Source organism: Burkholderia sp. S171, assembly GCF_009766085.1.
In the GTDB taxonomy this organism is placed as follows: domain Bacteria; phylum Pseudomonadota; class Gammaproteobacteria; order Burkholderiales; family Burkholderiaceae; genus Caballeronia.
The window spans coordinates 48,416-67,164 of sequence record NZ_LMUF01000062.1 but is presented as its reverse complement, the minus strand read 5'-3'; the positions used below and the strand labels follow the sequence as shown (position 1 = coordinate 67,164).

Annotated in this window: 20 protein-coding genes; 11 read left to right on the top strand and 9 right to left on the bottom strand. The window is 59.4% G+C overall.

From position 1 onward, the window contains the following. Positions 1–35 precede the first annotated feature (35 nt). Positions 36–791 carry an SDR family oxidoreductase gene (locus GSQ93_RS34635; RefSeq protein ID WP_158940432.1) on the top strand — a complete coding sequence of 252 codons (756 nt, stop codon included), beginning with the start codon at positions 36–38 and terminating at the stop codon, positions 789–791. A 131-nt stretch (positions 792–922) separates the two neighbouring features. Here the strand turns inward: GSQ93_RS34635 and GSQ93_RS34630 are convergent, their stop codons facing one another. Beyond that, a complete protein-coding gene (locus tag GSQ93_RS34630) occupies positions 923–1,807 on the bottom strand; it encodes a LysR family transcriptional regulator (protein ID WP_158940431.1) in 885 nt (294 codons plus the stop codon). 152 nt (positions 1,808–1,959) lie between these two features. Between GSQ93_RS34630 and GSQ93_RS34625 the strand changes: the two genes are divergently transcribed. Beyond that, positions 1,960–3,072, top strand: a complete 1,113-nt coding sequence (locus tag GSQ93_RS34625; RefSeq protein WP_158940430.1) for an alkene reductase — start codon at positions 1,960–1,962, stop codon at positions 3,070–3,072. 166 nt (positions 3,073–3,238) lie between these two features. Further along, the gene (locus tag GSQ93_RS34620; protein ID WP_254074220.1) at positions 3,239–3,811 is read left to right on the top strand and encodes a septal ring lytic transglycosylase RlpA family protein; all 573 of its coding nucleotides are present in this window, start codon (positions 3,239–3,241) and stop codon (positions 3,809–3,811) included. 183 nt (positions 3,812–3,994) lie between these two features. Here GSQ93_RS34620 and GSQ93_RS34615 read toward each other — a convergent pair whose 3' ends face one another. Next, the gene (locus GSQ93_RS34615; RefSeq protein ID WP_301952111.1) at positions 3,995–5,527 is read right to left on the bottom strand and encodes an FAD-dependent monooxygenase; all 1,533 of its coding nucleotides are present in this window, start codon (positions 5,525–5,527) and stop codon (positions 3,995–3,997) included. Between the two features lie 57 nt (positions 5,528–5,584). On the opposite strand from GSQ93_RS34615, the gene GSQ93_RS34610 reads away from it, so the two are divergent. Beyond that, positions 5,585–6,223: a TetR/AcrR family transcriptional regulator gene (locus GSQ93_RS34610; RefSeq protein WP_158940429.1), complete on the top strand. Its 639-nt coding sequence runs from the start codon at positions 5,585–5,587 to the stop codon at positions 6,221–6,223. A gap of 386 nt (positions 6,224–6,609) precedes the next feature. Here the strand turns inward: GSQ93_RS34610 and GSQ93_RS34605 are convergent, their stop codons facing one another. The 3 genes from GSQ93_RS34605 to GSQ93_RS34595 form a co-directional block, all read right to left on the bottom strand. Continuing rightward, positions 6,610–7,878, bottom strand: a complete 1,269-nt coding sequence (locus GSQ93_RS34605; RefSeq protein WP_158940428.1) for an RNA polymerase sigma factor — start codon at positions 7,876–7,878, stop codon at positions 6,610–6,612. Next, positions 7,875–8,246, bottom strand: coding sequence for a YciI family protein (locus GSQ93_RS34600; protein ID WP_158940427.1), 372 nt, complete (start codon positions 8,244–8,246; stop codon positions 7,875–7,877). The genes GSQ93_RS34605 and GSQ93_RS34600 overlap by 4 nt, the downstream gene beginning before the upstream one ends. 1,378 nt (positions 8,247–9,624) lie before the next feature. Then, a complete protein-coding gene (locus GSQ93_RS34595; RefSeq protein ID WP_158940426.1) occupies positions 9,625–10,983 on the bottom strand; it encodes a hypothetical protein in 1,359 nt (452 codons plus the stop codon). Between the two features lie 283 nt (positions 10,984–11,266). Between GSQ93_RS34595 and GSQ93_RS34590 the strand changes: the two genes are divergently transcribed. Then, entirely contained in the window at positions 11,267–11,449 is a 183-nt protein-coding gene (locus tag GSQ93_RS34590; protein WP_158940425.1) for a hypothetical protein, read from the top strand. Here GSQ93_RS34590 and GSQ93_RS34585 read toward each other — a convergent pair whose 3' ends face one another. The 3 genes from GSQ93_RS34585 to GSQ93_RS34575 all read right to left on the bottom strand — a co-directional run bounded on the left by GSQ93_RS34585 (position 11,450) and on the right by GSQ93_RS34575 (position 13,171). Next, the gene (locus GSQ93_RS34585) at positions 11,450–11,929 is read right to left on the bottom strand and encodes an aldehyde dehydrogenase family protein (protein WP_254074218.1); all 480 of its coding nucleotides are present in this window, start codon (positions 11,927–11,929) and stop codon (positions 11,450–11,452) included. 580 nt (positions 11,930–12,509) lie between these two features. Then, the gene (locus tag GSQ93_RS34580; RefSeq protein WP_216857719.1) at positions 12,510–12,959 is read right to left on the bottom strand and encodes a TerB family tellurite resistance protein; all 450 of its coding nucleotides are present in this window, start codon (positions 12,957–12,959) and stop codon (positions 12,510–12,512) included. A gap of 26 nt (positions 12,960–12,985) precedes the next feature. After that, positions 12,986–13,171, bottom strand: a complete 186-nt coding sequence (locus tag GSQ93_RS34575) for a DUF3563 family protein (protein ID WP_158940424.1) — start codon at positions 13,169–13,171, stop codon at positions 12,986–12,988. A 315-nt stretch (positions 13,172–13,486) separates the two neighbouring features. Between GSQ93_RS34575 and GSQ93_RS34570 the strand changes: the two genes are divergently transcribed. Both GSQ93_RS34570 and GSQ93_RS34565 read left to right on the top strand, forming a co-directional pair. Next, the gene (locus GSQ93_RS34570; protein WP_158940423.1) at positions 13,487–13,774 is read left to right on the top strand and encodes a hypothetical protein; all 288 of its coding nucleotides are present in this window, start codon (positions 13,487–13,489) and stop codon (positions 13,772–13,774) included. A gap of 92 nt (positions 13,775–13,866) precedes the next feature. Beyond that, positions 13,867–14,136, top strand: a complete 270-nt coding sequence (locus GSQ93_RS34565; RefSeq protein WP_158940422.1) for a hypothetical protein — start codon at positions 13,867–13,869, stop codon at positions 14,134–14,136. Between the two features lie 129 nt (positions 14,137–14,265). Here GSQ93_RS34565 and GSQ93_RS34560 read toward each other — a convergent pair whose 3' ends face one another. After that, positions 14,266–14,502, bottom strand: coding sequence for a hypothetical protein (locus GSQ93_RS34560; RefSeq protein WP_158940421.1), 237 nt, complete (start codon positions 14,500–14,502; stop codon positions 14,266–14,268). Positions 14,503–14,766: 264 nt separating this feature from the next. Here GSQ93_RS34560 and GSQ93_RS34555 point away from each other — a divergent pair, with 264 nt between their 5' ends. The 4 genes from GSQ93_RS34555 to GSQ93_RS34540 all read left to right on the top strand — a co-directional run bounded on the left by GSQ93_RS34555 (position 14,767) and on the right by GSQ93_RS34540 (position 18,596). Beyond that, positions 14,767–16,089, top strand: coding sequence for an ATP-binding protein (locus GSQ93_RS34555; RefSeq protein ID WP_158940420.1), 1,323 nt, complete (start codon positions 14,767–14,769; stop codon positions 16,087–16,089). Positions 16,090–16,382: 293 nt separating this feature from the next. After that, positions 16,383–17,057 carry a response regulator transcription factor gene (locus GSQ93_RS34550; protein ID WP_158940419.1) on the top strand — a complete coding sequence of 225 codons (675 nt, stop codon included), beginning with the start codon at positions 16,383–16,385 and terminating at the stop codon, positions 17,055–17,057. A 404-nt stretch (positions 17,058–17,461) separates the two neighbouring features. Beyond that, positions 17,462–17,962: a universal stress protein gene (locus GSQ93_RS34545; RefSeq protein WP_158940418.1), complete on the top strand. Its 501-nt coding sequence runs from the start codon at positions 17,462–17,464 to the stop codon at positions 17,960–17,962. A 307-nt stretch (positions 17,963–18,269) separates the two neighbouring features. Beyond that, positions 18,270–18,596, top strand: a complete 327-nt coding sequence (locus tag GSQ93_RS34540) for an HdeA/HdeB family chaperone (RefSeq protein ID WP_158940417.1) — start codon at positions 18,270–18,272, stop codon at positions 18,594–18,596. The last annotated feature ends 153 nt before the right edge of the window (positions 18,597–18,749 follow it).

The following is an 18,749-nucleotide window of genomic DNA, read 5'->3' as shown; positions in this document are numbered from 1 at the left end:
ACGCTCCATCACGCAGTTAATCGAGGACACGTTCCATGAAACTCACAGGCAATACTATCTTCATCACAGGCGGCGGTTCGGGCATTGGCCGAGGCCTCGCCGAGGCGCTGCACAAGCTTGGCAACAAGGTCATCATTGCGGGCCGGCGGCGCAGTCATCTCGACGCGGTAATCGCGGCCAACCAGGGGATGGAGGCGGTCGAACTCGACATCTCAGACCCCGCGAGTATTGAACGAGTCGCAGCGAAGCTGATCGCCGATCATCCTGAGCTCAATGTGTTGATCAATAACGCGGGCATCATGCAACCTGATGCAGTTGACGGAAGGATCGACGACGCACTGATGGCGGCCCATGTAACGACCAACCTGCTGGGTCCGATCCGGATGACATCCGCGCTGATCGACCATCTCAAGACCAGGAGAGGCGCCGTCGTGGCTTACACCACGTCGGTCTTAGGCTTCGTGCCAATGGCGGTGACGGCTGTCTACTCATCGACGAAGGCAGCGCTGCACTCCTACGCATTGTCACAGCGTTTCATGCTGCAGGACACAACCGTTCGCGTGCTTGAGATCGCACCGCCATGGGTACGTACGGAACTGATGAACAGCGAGGAAGCCGAAATGGCGATGCCGCTCGAGCAGTTCATCGACGAAACGCTCAAGGTCCTGGGCACGGATGCGAACGAGATTCTGGTCGAAGCCGCCAAGCCGATGCGCGCGAACCCCGGGCCGGGCGAGCACGACTTCGTCAATAGTTTCAATACGCAGGCGAAGGCAATGTTTGGAGGTTGATTCTCGCGGCCAAAGTGAACCTGAACGAAGAATGCCCGGTGTTGTTTAAGGGTAGGTATCCTTATCGTCATCCTGATCGGACTTTATCGTTTGGGCAGCCATGCGTCCCACTGCACTACACCTTGCTCGATCTAGATTTTCAGGTGCTCGCTGACATAGTCGATGAAAACACGCAGCTTGGGCGAGGCATAACGGCTTGCCGGCCACAAGATCCAGAAGGTGACGGTCTGGTCGAGGAAGTCATCCAGGACGGTCTGCAACGCACCGCTCTTCAGGGCATCCCGCACGAGGAAGGTTGGCAGGAGGGCAAGGCCTTTATCGTGAAGCGCGAGATAGGCCAGGACTTCAACCGTGTTGCTAACGAAGGTTTGCGGCAACTCCGGCTCCGCCTCCGATGCAGCAAGCTTGAACGGCCAACGTTCCAGCTTGCCGGTGACGGGAAACTTATGCAGCAGGCAGGCGTGCTGAACGAGTTCGGAAGGATGCGTAGGAACACCTTGTTGCTTGAGATATCCGCTTGAGGCGACCAGGACTTGCCCGCAAGAACCCAGGCGTCGCGATACCAGCCGTGAATCGTGCTGCTCGCCGGTGCGAATGACTGCATCGAAACCTTCCTCGATGATGTCCACCATGCGATCGGAAAAGTCGACATCAATTTCGATCTCCGGGTATTGCGTCATGAAGCTGTCCAGCGCCGGCATGATCAGCCCGGACAGTTGCGGCGTACTGATCCGCAACCTTCCGCGAGGGCTGCCGACGGCACCGGATAGTTCGGCTTCCGCCGCTTCAACCTCGCCCAGGATGCGCCGGCACCGTTCGAGAAACAAGGCACCTTCGGCCGTTAGCGTGATGCTCCGCGTGCTGCGGTGAAAGAGCCGCACGCCCAGGCGATCCTCAATGCGCGCGATGCTTTTGCCGACCGCCGAAGACGAAACACCGAGCAACCGTCCCGCCTCAGTAAAGCTGCGGGTCTCTGCGACCTGCACGAAGATTGAAATACCGCTGAGGCTATCCATTGGCGCGTCCCGGAATCGATTAAGGACTTATGTGTCCGATATATTCGGAACCTTAGCCTATTTTTCTTTTCTCGTTCTCTCCATACACTGTATTCAAGGTCAAAAACCCGCTGTTGATACACATTCACCAGCCACCGAAATTTGAGGAAATCATGTCCACACTTCATTCCAGCGTCAAAGTCGGTCCCTACGAATTTTCCCATCGGGTGGTGCTCGCGCCGCTCACCCGCATGCGCGCCGAAGAAGGCGACCGGCCCGGCCCGTTGATGGCCGAGTACTACGCACAACGCGCGTCAGAAGGCGGCTTCCTGATCGGCGAAGCCACCATCGCTGCGCCCAACGGCAACGGCTACCTGGGTGCGCCCGGCCTGTATAACGACAGTCAGATTGCGGGTTGGAAGCAGGTAACGGAAGCCGTGCACGCCAAGGGTGGCCGCATCTTCCTGCAGCTGTATCACGCCGGACGTCAGTCCAACAGCCAGTTGCAGCCGGATGGCGCCCAGCCAGTGGCACCTTCCGCCGTGCCGCATGGCGGCGTTGCCTACACCGAAGCGGGTTGGGTCCCGAACACACCGAGCCGTGTGTTGACTATTCCTGAGATTGCCGATCTGGTCGAAAGCTTCCGCACAGCCGCCATTCGCGGCAAGGAAGCCGGCTTCGACGGCGTTGAACTGCACGCCGCCAACGGTTACCTGTTCGACCAGTTCCTGCAGGACGGCAGCAACAGGCGCACCGACATCTACGGCGGCTCGTTCGAAAACCGTGCGCGCTTCCTGATTGAAGCGACGCAAGCGGTCATCTCGGTGTGGGGCAGCGAACGTGTGGCTGTACGCCTCGGCCCGAGCGGCACCTGGGGTGATATGTCGGACAGCAATCCGGAAGGTCTTTTCGCTTACGTAGCGCAAGCGCTGGAGAAATTGAATCTGGCCTATCTGCACCTGATCGAGCCGCGTGTACTTGGCAATGTCGATGACGACAGCAAGGACCAGAACCCGGTTGCCGCGCAACTGATTCGCAAGCACTACAAGGGGACGATCATTGCCGCTGGCGGCTTCAAGGGCCACACAGCCGAAGCGATCTTGCAGGCGGGCGATGCCGACCTGGTTGCATTTGGCCGCGACTTCATCGCGAATCCGGATCTGCCTGAACGCCTGCGCCGCCAGTTGCCACTGAATCCGTATGACCGCCCCACGTTCTTTGGCGGTACGAACATCGGGTATACGGACTATCCGTTCTATCGCAAGGAGGAGGCGGTAGCAGCGTAAGGGCGATAGCTGTCAGGGGTCAGGTGATGGCGCTGGGTTCGATACCGTACAGACATCCCGGCGTGGCGTGAGAGTCTTTTCACCACTCGCATGCACCCGTCATTCAGGTGTTACTGTTGCTGAATCAGGTGCCGACTGCGTTTGACAGGCTGAAGAGGAGTGGTCAATGAAAGATGATCTTCATACCACGGAGAATCGGCTGCCGGCCCTTCTCCCCGGATTGGAACGGGTGCGCCGGAAAACGCATAAAAGACGTGGGCTTCGACCACTTCTGCTCCTGGCTTTGTCGTGCTGCGTGAGCACGGCGCTTGCGGAGCAGAAGCCGGCATCCACCGATGCCACCCAGGCGAGCGCACAGGCGGCTCCGCACACCGGTCTTGACCGCTCCGGTAAGCCACGCAAGGGCAAAGCCTCTTACTACGGTCGCGAGTTTTACTCAAAAAAGATGGCCGACGGTACGCCCATGAATCCGCAGTCGAATGTCGCCGCGAGTAAAACGCTGCCGCTTGGCACCAAGGCCCGGGTCACGAATCTGGAAAACGGCAATAACGCAGTGGTCGACATCAGAGATCGCGGCCCCTACGTCAAGGGTCGAATTGTCGATGTGTCACCGACGACCGCCGATAAGCTCGGATTGAAAGAAAATGGCACGGCTCCCGTTGAAGTCAAGCCAATTGCAGTTCCGCAGCCCGACGGCAGCGTGAAGCCGGGCGCTGGCGCAGCGGAAACCAAGCAGTAGAGCTTATTGAAACTGTCGACGATGCGGCACTCAATGCGTCAATCGATAACCGGCCGCGACCACGTTCCTCATTGGGCTGAGATTCACCGCCGCGAAATACTTTTGTCGCCGGGGTAGGTTGGTCTGGTTCAGAAGGCAGCCGGCAATTTGCCCGGCTCGAACCGCGGGCCGAGGCACACGTAATTACCGTTCGGATCGCACCCTAGACCTGTCATCAGATGTTGGATTGAACCAGCGACGAAGTGCTTCCTCCAATCCGTCTGTGCTGTTCTCCTCACCGGCCCAGGCAATGCAGGCATCGGGACGGATCAGCATTGAAGGCCCTGTCTCGATTGCGACGCAACGTATCTTCTGCGTGCTGGTCGCAACGAGTTTGGAAGGCTTTCCATCCGTCGAGGCGTCGAGAAGAACACCCGTGCCATCTTGCATGACATCGTAGAGCGAGGCGTCGACGTTGCCGTGGCTGACCGGCTTGTCGCCAATCAGCCGTCCGACGTCATCCAGATCCGACCCGAGATCGTAACGGGTGGAAAGGCCGCGCATGATCTCGCTGATGAGCCGGTTGACGTCATCGATTTGCATGAGGTTTGCCAAGAGGTCCCGCATCGCACCCGATTGCGGATCTGGCCGGAGGATGGCGGCTTGGGCAAGGGTGTTCGCCAGAACGCCTTCGGCCACGGGTCGCCGCTCCGCCGTGTAGGTGTCGAGCAAACTCTCGGGCATCTCGCCGCGAACGACCGCAGCAAGCTTCCAACCGAGGTTCGCAGCGTCCACGAGCCCGAGGCTCAGGCCCTGACCACCGAACGGCGAATGAACATGCGCCGCATCACCGGCAAGCAGCACGCGGCCTTGGCGGTAGGTATCGACAAGCCGCGTGTTGTCTCCCCATCGGCTACCGTGTGTCAGCGTGGTCACACGCACGTCCGCGCCGCTGATGCGGCGCAGTACGGCTTCGACTTCTTCACGTGTGACAGGAGCCTGCCGATCTTCAGGCGGACCGGTGAAGTCCAGCATGAACAATCGACCGGGGACAGGCCCATAGGAAAACACACCGCCCGATGTGCGACGCCATCCAACGGGCGACAGATGTTCCGGATGGTCGATCTCGGCGATAACTTGATAGAACGTCGACGTGGGTGCCGTGCCGGGAAAATCAAAGCCGGCCATCTTGCGGATGAGGCTGCGTCCCCCGTCGCAACCAACAAGGTAGGAGCAGCGGATACCGTCTTCGCCTGCCGGAGAGGCCCACTCTACGTCGATACCATCTACCTGCTGCACGAAACGAGTGACCTCACACTCGCGGCGCACCTCGATTCCAAGAGCGCGTGCGCGGTCGGCCAGCATGCTTTCGAGGCCCGGCTGATCCACTGTGCGGGCACGCCGTTCCGGTTCTTTCTGCGCGCCCTTCCGGATAAGCAGGCCAGCAAAATGGCCACTGAACTTGGCCGCTCGACCGCGCAGGTCCGCTCCCGTCTGCTCTGCGAACTTCTGCATCGTCGCGATGCTGCGCGCCTCTTCGGCGACAATGGCCGCGGCCATTCCGCGACGCTGTAACGCTTCACTGGCAAGAGGGCCGATCGACATTGCCTTCATGGCCATGCTTGCGGCGGCCAGGCGCTCCAGCACGAGGACGCGGACGCCACCCAAAGTCAGCTCGATGGCGGTCAAAAGTCCGACCGGTCCGGCGCCCACGATTATTACATCAACGTGCTTCATAATATACTGCATCCAAATGTGTACTCAGTATAGATATACTGTTCTATTAGGAGCACCATGTCAATGCCAACCGACCGCCGATCTCGCAAACGCCTCGCCACGCGAGAAGGCATCTCCAATGCCGCCACGCGCCTGTTCCTGGAGCGCGGCTTCGATCAGGTCACGGTGGACGAGATTGCAGAAGCTGCGGACGTCGGACGGATGACCGTGTTCAATCACTTTCCGCGCAAGGAGGACATGTTTTTTGATCGTGACGAAGAAGGTCGCGAGATCCTGCGCGAGGCTTTGCGGCAGCGCGATCCCCGCGTCGCTCCGATCGAGACGTTACGACTGCTCGCTCATCGGCTGGTGGCGGAACAGAGTCCTCTTATCGAATTTACTGTTGAGAGCCAAGGCTTCATTGAGACAATCGAGCGCAGCGAAACCCTCAAGGCTCGGGCCAGGGCGATACGTGATGAACTCGCGCAAGTCATCGCGGTTGCCCTAGGTGAATGCGTAGGGCGAGAACCTGGCGATCCCGACGCCCATCTGGCGGCCGATCTGCTCTTGGCGACGTGGACTGTGGCCTTAATCCAGGCTCACCGGACCTTTCGACAGAGTCGAGATACGGAAGAAGCGAAAGTCGTCTTTCTCGCGATTGTTGATAAGGGAACCCTCGGCCTAAATGCTGCAATGGCAGGCACGCCTTACGCGTGAGCAATCGCCTTTTGTCGCGAGAAGCGATGTGTCATTCGGCGCGTAATGGTCGCGCTATCCGCTGTACGCTAGCGGAGGAATCACGCTCTCGACTCATCGCCCAGGACATGCCTGCATGTCTTGGGCTTGTGGCGGCTTTTCGAGCTAGTCACCGCTCCTTGGTTAGCAGGAATAGCACCGCCGACAGGCGACGCATGCTCGCTTGATGTCGTAAGAAGTGGGCAGCTACAAGGACGTGCAATTGCCCGTTTTCAAAGCACACGCCGTGGCACCTACGCGAAACACACGGCTAGACAGCCCGATCTCGATTCGAGAGTAGCGGTGCGGTGCGGCAAAGCGCCAGCGTCGCGGCTAACAACCTCGCGTGGCAAACGCAAGGCGCCTTTCTAGCTGCTCGCCGATGACAGCGCCATGCGCTTGCGCTGCAGGAACCGGCGCACGGCCGGATCGCGCTCAAGTCCTATCGCGAGATCGTACGCGCACAAGGCTTCGGCCGTCACGCCAGCACGCGCGAGCAGATTGGCGCGCGCGGCCCAGTACGGCTGGTAGTCGGACAGTTGCGGATCGTCGGCATATGGCGCGAGCGCGTCCAGCGCCGCTTGCGGGCCGTCCCGTTCCGCCAGCGCGAGAGCGCGGTTCACGGCGACCACGGGCGACGCTGCAATCGCGAACAGCGCATCGTAGAGCTGCACGATCTCGTCCCAGTTCGGGCAATGCGTCCGGCAGCGATGCACGTGTGCCGACTGCAGCGCGGCCTCAAGCTGAAAGCGTCCGATTGCGTTGCACGCGCTTGCGCGCCGCAGCAGCGCGTTAGCGGCGTCGATCATGGGCGTGTTCCATGTTTCCGGATCCTGAGCCGATAGCGGCACGTACTCGCCGGCGGCATCGCGTCGGGCATCGCGCCGCGCCTGCGCATACAGCATCAGCGCGAGCAGACCAAGCGTCTCTGGCTCCTCGGGCAGTAGCTCGACCAGCAGGTGTGCAAGGAACAGCGCCTCGCCGGCGAGATCGCGCCGCACGGTATCGCCGCCGACCGGATCGGCCCACCCCTCCGCATACGCCGCATAGACCGCTTCCAGCACCGCAGCAAGCCGCCCGGGCAACTCCTCGCGCTCAGGTACGCTGAATGGAATTCCCGCTTCGCGGATCTTGTTCTTCGCCCGCACGAGGCGCTTGCTCATTGCTGCGGGCGACATCAGGAACGCGGACGCAATCGTCTTTGCTTCGAGCCCGAGGACCACCTGCAGCATCAGCGGAGTGCGGATCGCGGCCTCGAGCGCAGGGTGCGTGCATGCAAACAGTAGCGCAAGTCGCCGGTCCGGCAACATGCCTGCTTCACGCTCGTCGATCTCGCCGGCGAGGATCGCGAGCTGGTTCGTCACTTCGTCGCCTACACGGCGATGACGCGCGCCGTCGATCGCCCGGCGGCGCGCAACCGTCATCAGCCACGCTTCAGGATTCGCTGGGCAGCCACGCTTCGGCCACTCGGCGAGCGCGGCTGCAAACGCGTCGGCCAGCGCGTCCTCGGCCGCGGCGACGTCGCGGGTGCGCATCGCCAGCAGCGCGACGAGCTTGCCGTAGCTGCGGCGAGCGACCGCCTCGGCAATCGAATGCGCGGCCCTGTCAGCGTCGCGTTCGTCGCCGGACGGACTCATGCAGCAGATGGCGCGTCGTAGGGGGCAGTCCAGACCGGGCGCACTTCCATGAGGCCGTGCGCTGCGCCGGGACAACGCGCCGCCCACGCGATCGCTGCGTCCAGGTTGGGCGCGTCGATCAGGTAGTAACCGCCGAGTTGCTCCTTCGAATCGGAATACGGCCCGTCGAGCACCTGCGGCTTGCCGTCGATGAGCCGCACCGTGGTGGCCGTGTTCGTGTGCTGCAGCCGGTTGACACCCAGGAGCACCTCCGCCTTTTTCAACGATTCGGTGTACGCCTGATAAGCGGCAACTCCTTGCTGCCGCTCGCTGTCGGTCATCTGGTTCCAGCCGTTTTCTTCCGAGTAGATCATCAATAGATATTGCATTTGAGCCTCCGTCATGGGGTTAGGGCGGGTGAATTGCATGTGGGCCGCCATTACAATGACGCTCGGGCCGCATGCTGACGGACAGGTTGCGTCGAAAAACGAGAACGATGCACCGGCCTTAATTGTTTGCCTTTGTCGAGGGCCCTGCTCGTGGGCACTTCGGACGAGCCCGCCATCCCTTTCGCGCGGCTATCAATTTCAATTTCATAACACCATTGCAGACTGCATTAAAGCTGGGTTCCGCGGGTATCGCGACAATCTCGACGAGGATATCTGACTTTCAACTGTCCCAGTGATCCAAGAGAATAAAGTCTGTCACGCGGTGATTTTTTAAGCCATTGATTCGACAGATAAATTTTTTATCAAATAGACTCTTCCAAAGTCTGTCATGACACGCAGAACTAAGGAACTTCGAAAGTGACTGTGGAATATAGTCTGTCACGCTAGAGCGGGCGGGGCTCAGCGGGGAATCGAAAGTCTCGGAGCGAGGCGGACGTGTTCAGTGACCTAGGAAAGCTTGTGTTGTCTCCCGGCTATGCGTGTGCCGGATGCGGAGCTCGGGGACGTCTTCAAACGGAAGGTCGGGAGTCGCCTGCGGGAGCGGCTTCGAAATTGTCTGAAGGTGCCGGGACAACTGACAGGTGGACTAAGTGCGACTTTTCACGACGCCGCCAGCTACCTAGGGGATGTCAGTCTGCTCGAGGCGCTGCGCAAGGGCAAGGTTGAGGCGCGCACATTTACCAAGAACTCGGGTATTGAGTTTTCGAGCCCGATTGGACTGCCTCGTTATCCCGCTCGGCACACCTAGCCTTCTCATCCTCGATTTGGTTTGAAACCATCTAGAAGCTACCGGCGACAATCAAGGTGCCTACGACAGCAATTAGCAAGGTTAACGCCATGATGAACTTTTTATCGATTCGGCGGCCAATGTTGACCGCTCCAACAACAGCGTCAACGGTGTTTGCGCTTCCGGAAATTCGTTACGCTTGGTGGTTAGCAAGTTTTTGGAGACTCGACAAACGAGGGACATTCACCATTCGTACCACTACTCTTCAAACCGGATATGACTGAACAATACCGAGTTATGGTGACTCCGTCACTGCACGAGAAGGCCAGTTACTTGCCACCAGGCTACTACCTCAAGGCAGCAATTAGCGTACACCCTTCCAGGATCTGCATTCTAGGACGTTCGGCCCTCACATCCATCGGAAGAGTTCCCCGAAACGCCCATCCATATTCATGGATCAACAACTAAAAATTTCGCCGGGAATTACGAACGAGGAACTTGGGCGCAAGCGTTGTCGACGAGTTCGCGCCAGGGCGTTTGTCGCGTATTTCCCGACAATTTAAGCCAGCGACATGCACATACACACCGAAGTCACTCCAGCGCGCCATCGATGGTGACATTCCGAACGGTTGCGGTAGTGCGGCCGTCCTCGTCGTCGATCCAGTCCGTCCACGTAATTCCGTAGGCCGAGAACAGCGTTGTATGCCAGTGACGAGTCAGACCGGTCCTCTGGCGCTGTGAGCATATCAAGGTGACTGCAGTGCCCGTGAACTGCTGAAAGACTGTTGACGCAGGCGCCGTTCCCTCCACCCTGCACTGCGTCGCATCCGCGCCGTTGCTCGATGGTTGCGGGAGGGCGATGCCGATGGTTTCGCCGGCGACCGGCTCGCGAGCGAGCGTGGCAAAGGGAGCGCCAGCGGGCAGGGTCGCCAACCGTGTCAGTGCGGTTCCAGTTCCAACAGTCTGTGTGCGCAGATTTGTGAGGTCAAGGCTCAGGGTGTAGTCCGCCCAGTCGGCCGACGTGACCACTTCCGCCACTACACCGTTGTTCCGTCGATTGACGAAGACATCTTTGAACGAGGCATCGTCTCCTGGCGTTGTCTTGTTCACCCAACGGGCGTCAAACGTGATGCGCGAATATGGAAGTGGACGACTGCCGTCAAAAGGCAGGCGGCGGCGAATTTCCTCTGGTAGCTGACGCTCATCAAACGACTCGTCGAAATATGCGTAAGGATTGTCGAGTGTCATTTGAATCATATTCTTGCGGTGACTCAACGTGCGGAGGAACTCAAAGGATGCAGGGCCGCGCACGTCAGGGGGGAGCGCGTTGATGGTGTCGACGGAAAACGCGAGCATGCTGCACGGGTTCTTAGGATATTCCTTCGCTCCACGCTCTGGAGGTGTCGCATTGAGGAGTGCATCGGCATCAAGTAACGTTAAGTCACTGTAGTGTTCTTCTGTATGTCCTGAAGCGGCGCTGTTCACCAGAATCTGGAAAATCTCCATTACATCTTCGAGGGTGCGCGGCGAAGCCGACTTCGCCATTGCGATGAAATCGGCTCCTTGCGTCAGTGCGTGACAATCGTATGCCGGCCCGGTCGCGATATCCTTTAATAGTTTCAACATCCGAAGTCTGTCGTCCGATGCGAGCGGCATCGCAAAGAGGGAAATCAGGTCGGTCTGGTTTCGGCGCATTGCGGCCTGCCAGGCAGGATCAGCCGCGAATTTTGTCATCCAACGCTCCAGTATCTGACCTTGTTGGGAGTCAGGGTCTATCCCGGCGGCTATCAGCTTCTGGCGCATCTGGTCCTGCTGCGTCGTTTTGACCGGCGTCGGCGCGTCGCCAAGGGTGACCTCAGCGGACGCATGGCTTGTCGAGCCAGGATTGTTGGCGCAACCGGCCACACCCATCACGGCCGCGAAAGCGATAGTTGGAAACGAAAGCTTCATAGTTCCTAAGCGGGAAGAGGTTACGGTATGGGTTAACGACTCAACATCACGATTACTTTAGTGAGGCATGAATTGCCACGCATAGTCATTCAGTTCGAATTGAAATTGTTGAGGCGAAATCCGCTCCTGAGTGGGAGATTCGGTTGCTGTCCGGGTTGCCGCGAAGCATTAAATTAGCGCCGCCTCTCGCGTTTTGTTTGACGGCAGGCTTTGGAATGACACCGCAACGAGTGGCTGTTTCGCCGCTCATCCTGGCCGCACTTCGCCAGAAGTGGGGAATGCGATGTCGACGTTACACACGATCGTGCCTGACGTAGAGGTTCTGCTGAAGCTAGAACCGGAAGGGCTTGCGCCGATTTTGCTGCGGCTGGGTAAGCAAAACCGCCAGGGCAGCATGTTCATGTTGGGCACGGCGTCACTACGTTCGGCGCAGACGCGATGTTTCGGGCGCCTGCGCGTGGCCTGATCAGAATGGATAGGCGGGAATTTGCGAGCGGGTCGTGATCCACTGCCACTCGCTGAACTGATCGGCGTTGGTCAGCGTGCTGTGATTGAAGCCGTTACCCGACGCACCAACGCCGCCAATCGGACCATAGACCTCGTGGAGCACGGTCTGGTCGTTGATATGGATGACCCTGGAATGGAGCCGGTCCGCTACGGCTTGCGCGCGCGCAAGATTGGCTGATGCCACGGCCGCGACGAGACCGTACTCCGTGGCATTGGCGAGTTCGATGGCTTCGTCGTCGGTGCGAAACGTCGTGATCGGTGCGACCGGACCGAAGATTTCCTCATCGAAGGCTGCCATGCCCGGCGTTACGCCGGTGATCACCGTCGGTTCGAAAAAAGAGCCCTTTGTGAGTGCGCCAGTCAATGCCGTGGCGCCCTTGGCGAGTGTCTCGGCGACGATGCGCTCGACATTGGCGGCCTGCCGTGACAGCTGAGGCACACGCCCGGATGGCGGATCAACAATCCGCCGACGCGCTGCATCTCATCGCGAGGATTTAGCGCATCCCACAGAACGTCCCCTGCGAAGTTGAAGCTCGTCACAGCCAACGTGATCGAGCGGCCGGGTGCGTCAACGACTGTCGGAAGGTAAGGCGGTGGTCGGACGGCGAACCGTGCATACGCAACTCTGGCATATCCGGGCGAGTAAAAGGGGCGTCGGTACGGCGTTGCGTCCGCCCGAAGACGAGCGACTGCGCAACGGAGTATCTGACGCGACAGCGAACAGTACCGCTACCAACAGGCCACCGAACGAGATGCCAGCCGACCGATCGGCGCCCCGTCCTGTGGCGAGCCGCCTCTGCCTCTATCCGGCGACCCTCCGGGAAGATGTCTTAACGATACCGATTGTCGATATGCCCCGCTGTCATACAACAACCAGGATATGGCTTCATGCTCGCGTGCGATAAGACTCCGTGATGGCAGATGCCTGGCAACGGGGGAAGATGTTCAAAGATTTGCGCGATCGACAAAAGGTCGTGGATCGCACGAAGCATGTGCATACGATACTGCTGTGCCTTCAGTCATTTCACTCGCAATACGCGCGCGAGTCTGATCACCTCGCGTGGACGCACCCGATCCATGTGCTCGGGCAATTCCCACGCAGCGCCCAACAGGCGAAGAAACCCGGCTTCTCCCTCGGAGATATGCCTATCCGCGTGAATGGCTTCCTTGCATAGACAGATGATGTCACGCCGAATTTCCCAATCCTGCACGTCGGCCGCGAGTTGCGCGACGACGACGGGATCGAGCCTGCACGCGTCGCCCCAATTCAGATAGGTGGCGCAAGTCAGGTCTTCGCACAGTGTCTGCACGACGGCCATGAACTCACGCGGGTGCAACGACAATCGCCGTTCGATGCCGTGGCGATTGAGCGCTTCGATCTCGTCCATGCTTACGTGTCCGTCCGACAATAAGCATGCCGCGACGATGCGTGCCGCGGCTTCAGGGCTGTCGCATTGATAGTGGCGCATATCTGTTCTCCTTGTCCGTCAATCGTTCAGAGTTCGTTGTCGCGCGGTATGACGCTCGAATGGAGACTGAACGGATAGTCGCCGCTGTCGAGATGAAGCATGCGACGTTCGGGATCCACGAGATCGGACGATGACGCGAGATACGCTCGGCGTTCGTCGCAGTGAGAAGGCGCGAACAACGACCCCAATTTTTCCAAAAGTGCGGCAAACATGATGTGCTCCTTGAGTGGCGCGATGCATGTCGGGCCGGCGGCCCGCGTCATCGCTTCAGTCCGATGCGTGCCAAATGCGTTTTTCGCGTCTGACTAGCGGTTCCAACTTGAACCTGTGCATCGACGAATGGATCGTAGGCACCACAAATTAGCTGGAAATGAGCGGCGTTCCCGGCGCTCCGAAAATGCATCGCGTTGTGATCAATCGTCCGTTTGATACGTCATGAGGCGCTCATTCTTTCCTCATTTTCGATAACCAGAATGCAAGTCAACGGAGGCAGTCAATGCGCTGCACCGGAGGTCAAGGAGAACAAAATGAAAGCAATTCGCCAGGCGGCACTTGCCGTCGCACTAAGCGTCGGCCTCGTGAGCGCCGCCGAGGCTCATGTATTCGTCGGTTTCGGCGTTGGGGTGCCGATGGCGCCAATGGTGGCCGCGGTGCCCATCGCGCCGGTTCCGGTCTATGCACCACCGCCTCCACCGGTGTACTACGCGCCGCCGCCGCCCATGTATGCGCCGCCCGTCGTCGTTGGCTACTACGGACACCCACGCGGTTGGTATCGGCACTACGGATATGGATACCGATACGGCTACTGGCGCTGATAGATGCGTCCGATCCACGTGCTGAATCAATCGCCACGGGCAGGCGACATACCCGAACGCCGGACTTCCATCACCTCAATGGAGCATGCATCATGAAGCAAAGACAGTTGACAATGATTGCCGCAACCGCCGTCGCGCTTTCCCTGATCTCGGGCTGCGCGGTCGCCGACGACGGCTATTTCATGAGCCGTCATCCGAACATCGAAGCCGCCGACTTCAACGCGCAGCAAGCCATCGAACGAATGCGCGCCGCGCAACGTGCCAACGACTACGACATGGGTGGGCATGCTGGACGCGCAATCCGGCTGATGCAGGACGCGCGCTATGAAATGCAGGCTGCAGCCGCATCAGCGACTCGCTGACTCACGTCCAGACGGCCGCTCATTCTTCGCTAATTTTTATTCCTTACAGTGAAATCCATGGCAGAGAACACCCGACTCATCGAATGACCAGAAAACACGACTGGAGGGAAATGTCATGACATCGCTGATCTAAACCATGACCATAACCATTGCCGCTGCTGTTTGTCTTGCGTGTTCGTTCGCGGTGTGATGCGGTGACGCGCGCAGGTGCAGGCCGAACTCGCGCCGCTCGAACAGTTCGGCCACAACACGGATGACGCCGCGGGAATTCAGGTTCCCGAAGCAATCGTCGACCGGTAAGGCGACGCATCCGCCGGTTATCGTGGTGTCGCCGACGGCGCATCGCAAAGCGGGACCGGGATTCATTCGCTGTACGACGTCGGCATGAGGTCGTTCTATAGCGAGCACTGAGCGATCGCTAAATCAGAGCAGGTCTATCGCTCGTTGCAAACGGTGGGCGCGCAGCAAAGGTTGTGTGCCTTTGCCGTGGTTTCAACGCCAGAAAGCGCCTGGTCGCGGGGTGTAGAATCACTTCACAAAAAGAGCCCGTCTCACCCGTCTCTTGCGTTGCATTGAGTGTCCCGGCGTCCACGAATCAACCATTGGACGAAACACTTCTTCTGCGTCTCTATGCTCAAGTCTCTAAGAAATCAGCTTGTCCTCGCGCTTTGCGTGCTAGCAAGCGTCGTCGGCGTGGTGCAGGGCGTCAGTTCGTATCAGCTGTCTAAAGCGGGCATGAGCGCGTTGCTCGACCTTCGGCTTGAACAGGTCGCCGGCCGCATGCGCGGTGCTTTCGCAGATTCGCTGCCCACCATTCCCGCGCGTGGCTCGCAACCGGAACGCGACATTGTCATTACGATCTGGAAGGACGATCAGGCCACGCCTTACCGGTCGACTGAACCGTCCCTGGCGCTGCCGCGTGACGCGCCAGCGGGGTTCGTGACCACAGCCGTTGACGGCGACGCGTGGCGCATCTACACGCTGCGTGAGCCGTCGATGGTGATTCAGGTCGCACAACGCTCAGCGGTGCGGCGCGAGCTTGCGCAAGCGCGTGCAGTCAATACGCTTTGGCCCATGATCGTGCTCGTGCCGCTGGTGTGGATTGCCGTGCTGCTTGTCGTGCGCCGCTCGTTGCGCAAGTTGAATCGTTTGGGTGCGCAAGTGCTGGAAATCGATGTCAGTCATTTTCAACGATTGTCGACGTCGGGCGTGCCGATCGAAATACGTCCCTTCATCGACTCGATCAATTTGATGATCGATCGGCTCGCACACTCCATCGAGTCGGAACGAAAGTTTATTTCCGACGCCGCGCACGAACTGCGCACGCCGCTCACCGCGCTTCAACTGCAGGCGGACAATTTGCAGCCGCATATCGCACCCAGCAATCAGGAGCGCTTTCGCGAACTACGCGGCGGCATCACACGCAGTGGTGGTCTGATCACGCAACTGCTCAGGCTTGCGCGTGCCGATGCGACATTGCAAGCGGATATGCTGACGCGGGTGGACGTGCCCGCCGTGGTCGTCAACGCAGTAGCCGAAATATTGCCGACCGCAATGGCGCGTGGCATCGATATTGGCGCTGACGAAATGGCCAGCGCGTTCGTGCACGCGATCGAAGCCGATGTTGGCATGGCGGTGCGCAATCTGGTCAGCAACGCGGTCCGCTACACCCAGGATGGCGGCAAAGTCGATCTGAGCGTGCAGGTGCGCGAGGACATGGTCTGGATAGACGTGACCGACACGGGGCCCGGGATTGCGGAGGAGCTGCTGCCCCGGGTGTTCAACCGCTTCTTTCGAGCGAATACGCAAATCGAGGGGAGCGGCCTCGGACTGTCCATCGTCGATGCGATCGCGAGTAAATATGGCGGCGTGGCGAGTCTTCATAATCGCCGTGACGGGCAGTCGGGAATTGTCGCGTCGATCGCATTTCCGTCGGCATCTTCCGACTCGTGAACGAAGTAACTCGCTTCTAATTCGCCGCGTGTAACCTGAGATCGTTGGCTTTCGGCGTAAGCCAGAATCCTTTGGCCAACCGTACGAGCGGTCGGCCTTTTTTATTGTGTTTTGCTCTCAGGATTGCGTGCGCCATGTGCGCGGTGCCTGCCACAGGCACGCGTCAGTTATGATGCGAAATGACCCGTGCCCGCGCAGCGGCTGCACTGGCGGGCTCGGCTTGGAATCGAAATCCAATTTCTGTTCCTCGCGCGGCGGCCAACGACACCAAACGTTACTGTGGAAACGACATCATGCGAGTTCTACTGGTTGAAGACGACCTGCAGATCGGACAAAGTCTGCTGCGTGCGTTGCAGGACGCGGACTACAGCGTCGATTGGGTGCGTGACGGAAACGCCGGCAGCGCGGCGATCGCGGCCGCCGAATACACGGTCGTGCTGTTGGATCTCGGCTTGCCGGGCATGGGCGGGATTGACTTGCTGAAAACCTCGCGAGCGGCCGGCAACAAGGTGCCGGTGCTGATCCTGACCGCGCGCGACGATCTGGATGCGCGAGTGCAGGGCCTCGACGTCGGCGCCGACGATTACATCCTCAAACCCTTCGACGTTCCCGAACTGCTTGCCCGCATTCGCGCGGTATTGCGGCGTAAGGCGGGCTATGCGGTGTCGCGCCTCGGCGATGATTCCCTGAATCTCGATCTCGACAAGCGCACGCTGTGCTGTAACGGCGTGACGTCGGTGCTATCGGCGCGCGAATTCGCGTTGATGCTGGCGCTTCTCGAACGCCCCGGCGCGATCTTCTCTCGCGCTCAGTTGGAAGACCGCCTATATGGCTGGGGTAAGGAAGTGGAGAGCAATGCGATCGATGTGCTGATTCATTCGGTGCGCAAGAAGTTCGGTCCCTCGGTTGTCCACAATGTACGCGGCCTTGGCTGGACCGTCATGCTGGGCGGTTCGAGCAAGGCTTGAGGTCGTTTTCTCATACGCCTGTCGCCGCTGCAATTACATTACATCAATAACGCGCAAATGAATTGACCGCACGGGCCATTGCGACCGGGTATTGATACGTCACACGTGTCGTGATCATCCGCAGAGATCGACTACATAGCGGGCGGCGCCACGCACATCACTTCATACGGATAGCTTACGGTTCGTGCGTGAGCGTCGGTTGCTGGTGCGGCGCACGTCAACGCGACCGCGAGTGCCAGAGACCTTGGCGGCTTATTCATGTGGACCCTCCTTGACTCGATGATAGTCGACGTCATGCGTGCGTCGCATCCGGGGATGCGACAGGACCAGTCGCGCTCATTCACCGCTAAGTTTCGCAGCCGATCATGCAGGCAACACACAACTGATTGATGAAGGCACCCGAAATGGTCAAGCACGTACTTGTTGCAGTTGGCCCAGATCTGAGCGCAGGAGCGTTGTCGGCGGGCATCGCCCGCGCGCGTGAAAATGGCGCGCAGCTTACCTTGTTGCATGTGGTGGATTCAATGCCGTGGTGGGCGCTGGCTGCGGGAGAACATGGCTGCGGCGACCTGCTCGTCGCGATCGACCAGCATGCGCATGCAGTCGAACAGCACTGCAAGGACGTAATCGAACGCGCCGCGCTCGACACGCCGGCGCAAACCCTTATCTTGCCGCTGCAACACGTGAGTATCGGCCGCGCAATCGCCAGTGCGGCGGACGAACTCGACGTCGACATGGTCGTGATCGGTGCGGGGCAGGAATCGAGCTGGTGCTTCTGGAGGCAGCGGACTAGCGACGCCGTGGCGCGTTGCACGGGGCGGTTAGTGCTGATCGCAACGGCGTCGGAGCAAACGAGGAAAGAGCGCACCTCTCAGCCGCGGGCGATTCATGCTCGCGTGAGCTGATGACCGCCCGCTCAGTGGGCGCGCGGCGGATCCGGCGAAGTAAGGTCGGTCCACGCGGCACGAGCACCCGATTTCGATGCGGCTATTATAAGAGCGGCCATCCGACCATATAACCGGAACGTGGTCGATGCGAACCCCGAGGCGGCAGGAGCCCCGTTCCAATCGATTTTCGGCTGTTAACACTGGGCTAACTCTGCGCTTTTAAGATGCGCAGAGGTACCGGATGGCATGCACATTGCGGGTTGCCCGGGTCTATAAATTTAGCGGTTGCGACGCATCGGCACCTATTCACGTCATGGGATGTTTTATGAAATCTACCAAAATCTTGGTGATTGTTATCTGCTTGGCCGCGGCTCAGGCAGCTAGCGCACAGGCGAAGAAAATGAGTCCGGCGAAAATGAGCTGCGCCGACTATGTCGCGGTCGATGAACAGTATCGACCTGCCCTGGTTTACTGGGTTGCCGGTGTCGATAAGCTCGGCGTCAAGGAAACGGACAGCATGGTGATCGATACGGCTCAGCCGGTCGGAGAGACTGTCGCCGAAGCATGTACTAAAGATCCTAGTGCTTCGTTCATGTCGAAAGTCAGATCCATGATCAAGGCAAAGAAAATTTCGCTATTCGAGCATTCGTGATGACTCTCACCGGAGCCGCAATGCGCGCGATCCGCGTGAGAGCCTGGGTCACCACTTTCTATTTTTCGCCAAGTGTGCGCGGCCGGCGTTCGTAGTGAAGCGCTTAATTGCGCCTGTGCACGGCACCCGTCGAAGCCCGTAATTGCAGCCTGA

Bases quoted from the DNA above. Each gene is read 5' to 3' on its own strand.
- GSQ93_RS34595 (WP_158940426.1), bottom strand. From the start codon at position 10,983: ATGAAGCTTTCGTTTCCAACTATCGCTTTCGCGGCCGTGATGGGTGTG.
- GSQ93_RS34575 (WP_158940424.1), bottom strand. From the start codon at position 13,171: ATGTTTGCCGCACTTTTGGAAAAATTGGGGTCGTTGTTCGCGCCTTCT.
- GSQ93_RS34635 (WP_158940432.1), top strand. From the start codon at position 36: ATGAAACTCACAGGCAATACTATCTTCATCACAGGCGGCGGTTCGGGC.
- GSQ93_RS34545 (WP_158940418.1), top strand. From the start codon at position 17,462: ATGGTCAAGCACGTACTTGTTGCAGTTGGCCCAGATCTGAGCGCAGGA.
- GSQ93_RS34615 (WP_301952111.1), bottom strand. From the start codon at position 5,527: ATGAAGCACGTTGATGTAATAATCGTGGGCGCCGGACCGGTCGGACTT.
- GSQ93_RS34550 (WP_158940419.1), top strand. From the start codon at position 16,383: ATGCGAGTTCTACTGGTTGAAGACGACCTGCAGATCGGACAAAGTCTG.
- GSQ93_RS34555 (WP_158940420.1), top strand. From the start codon at position 14,767: ATGCTCAAGTCTCTAAGAAATCAGCTTGTCCTCGCGCTTTGCGTGCTA.
- GSQ93_RS34605 (WP_158940428.1), bottom strand. From the start codon at position 7,878: ATGAGTCCGTCCGGCGACGAACGCGACGCTGACAGGGCCGCGCATTCG.
- GSQ93_RS34570 (WP_158940423.1), top strand. From the start codon at position 13,487: ATGAAAGCAATTCGCCAGGCGGCACTTGCCGTCGCACTAAGCGTCGGC.
- GSQ93_RS34560 (WP_158940421.1), bottom strand. From the start codon at position 14,502: ATGAATCCCGGTCCCGCTTTGCGATGCGCCGTCGGCGACACCACGATA.
- GSQ93_RS34600 (WP_158940427.1), bottom strand. From the start codon at position 8,246: ATGCAATATCTATTGATGATCTACTCGGAAGAAAACGGCTGGAACCAG.
- GSQ93_RS34610 (WP_158940429.1), top strand. From the start codon at position 5,585: ATGTCAATGCCAACCGACCGCCGATCTCGCAAACGCCTCGCCACGCGA.
- GSQ93_RS34630 (WP_158940431.1), bottom strand. From the start codon at position 1,807: ATGGATAGCCTCAGCGGTATTTCAATCTTCGTGCAGGTCGCAGAGACC.
- GSQ93_RS34620 (WP_254074220.1), top strand. From the start codon at position 3,239: ATGAAAGATGATCTTCATACCACGGAGAATCGGCTGCCGGCCCTTCTC.
- GSQ93_RS34580 (WP_216857719.1), bottom strand. From the start codon at position 12,959: ATGCGCCACTATCAATGCGACAGCCCTGAAGCCGCGGCACGCATCGTC.
- GSQ93_RS34565 (WP_158940422.1), top strand. From the start codon at position 13,867: ATGAAGCAAAGACAGTTGACAATGATTGCCGCAACCGCCGTCGCGCTT.
- GSQ93_RS34625 (WP_158940430.1), top strand. From the start codon at position 1,960: ATGTCCACACTTCATTCCAGCGTCAAAGTCGGTCCCTACGAATTTTCC.
- GSQ93_RS34540 (WP_158940417.1), top strand. From the start codon at position 18,270: ATGAAATCTACCAAAATCTTGGTGATTGTTATCTGCTTGGCCGCGGCT.
- GSQ93_RS34590 (WP_158940425.1), top strand. From the start codon at position 11,267: ATGTCGACGTTACACACGATCGTGCCTGACGTAGAGGTTCTGCTGAAG.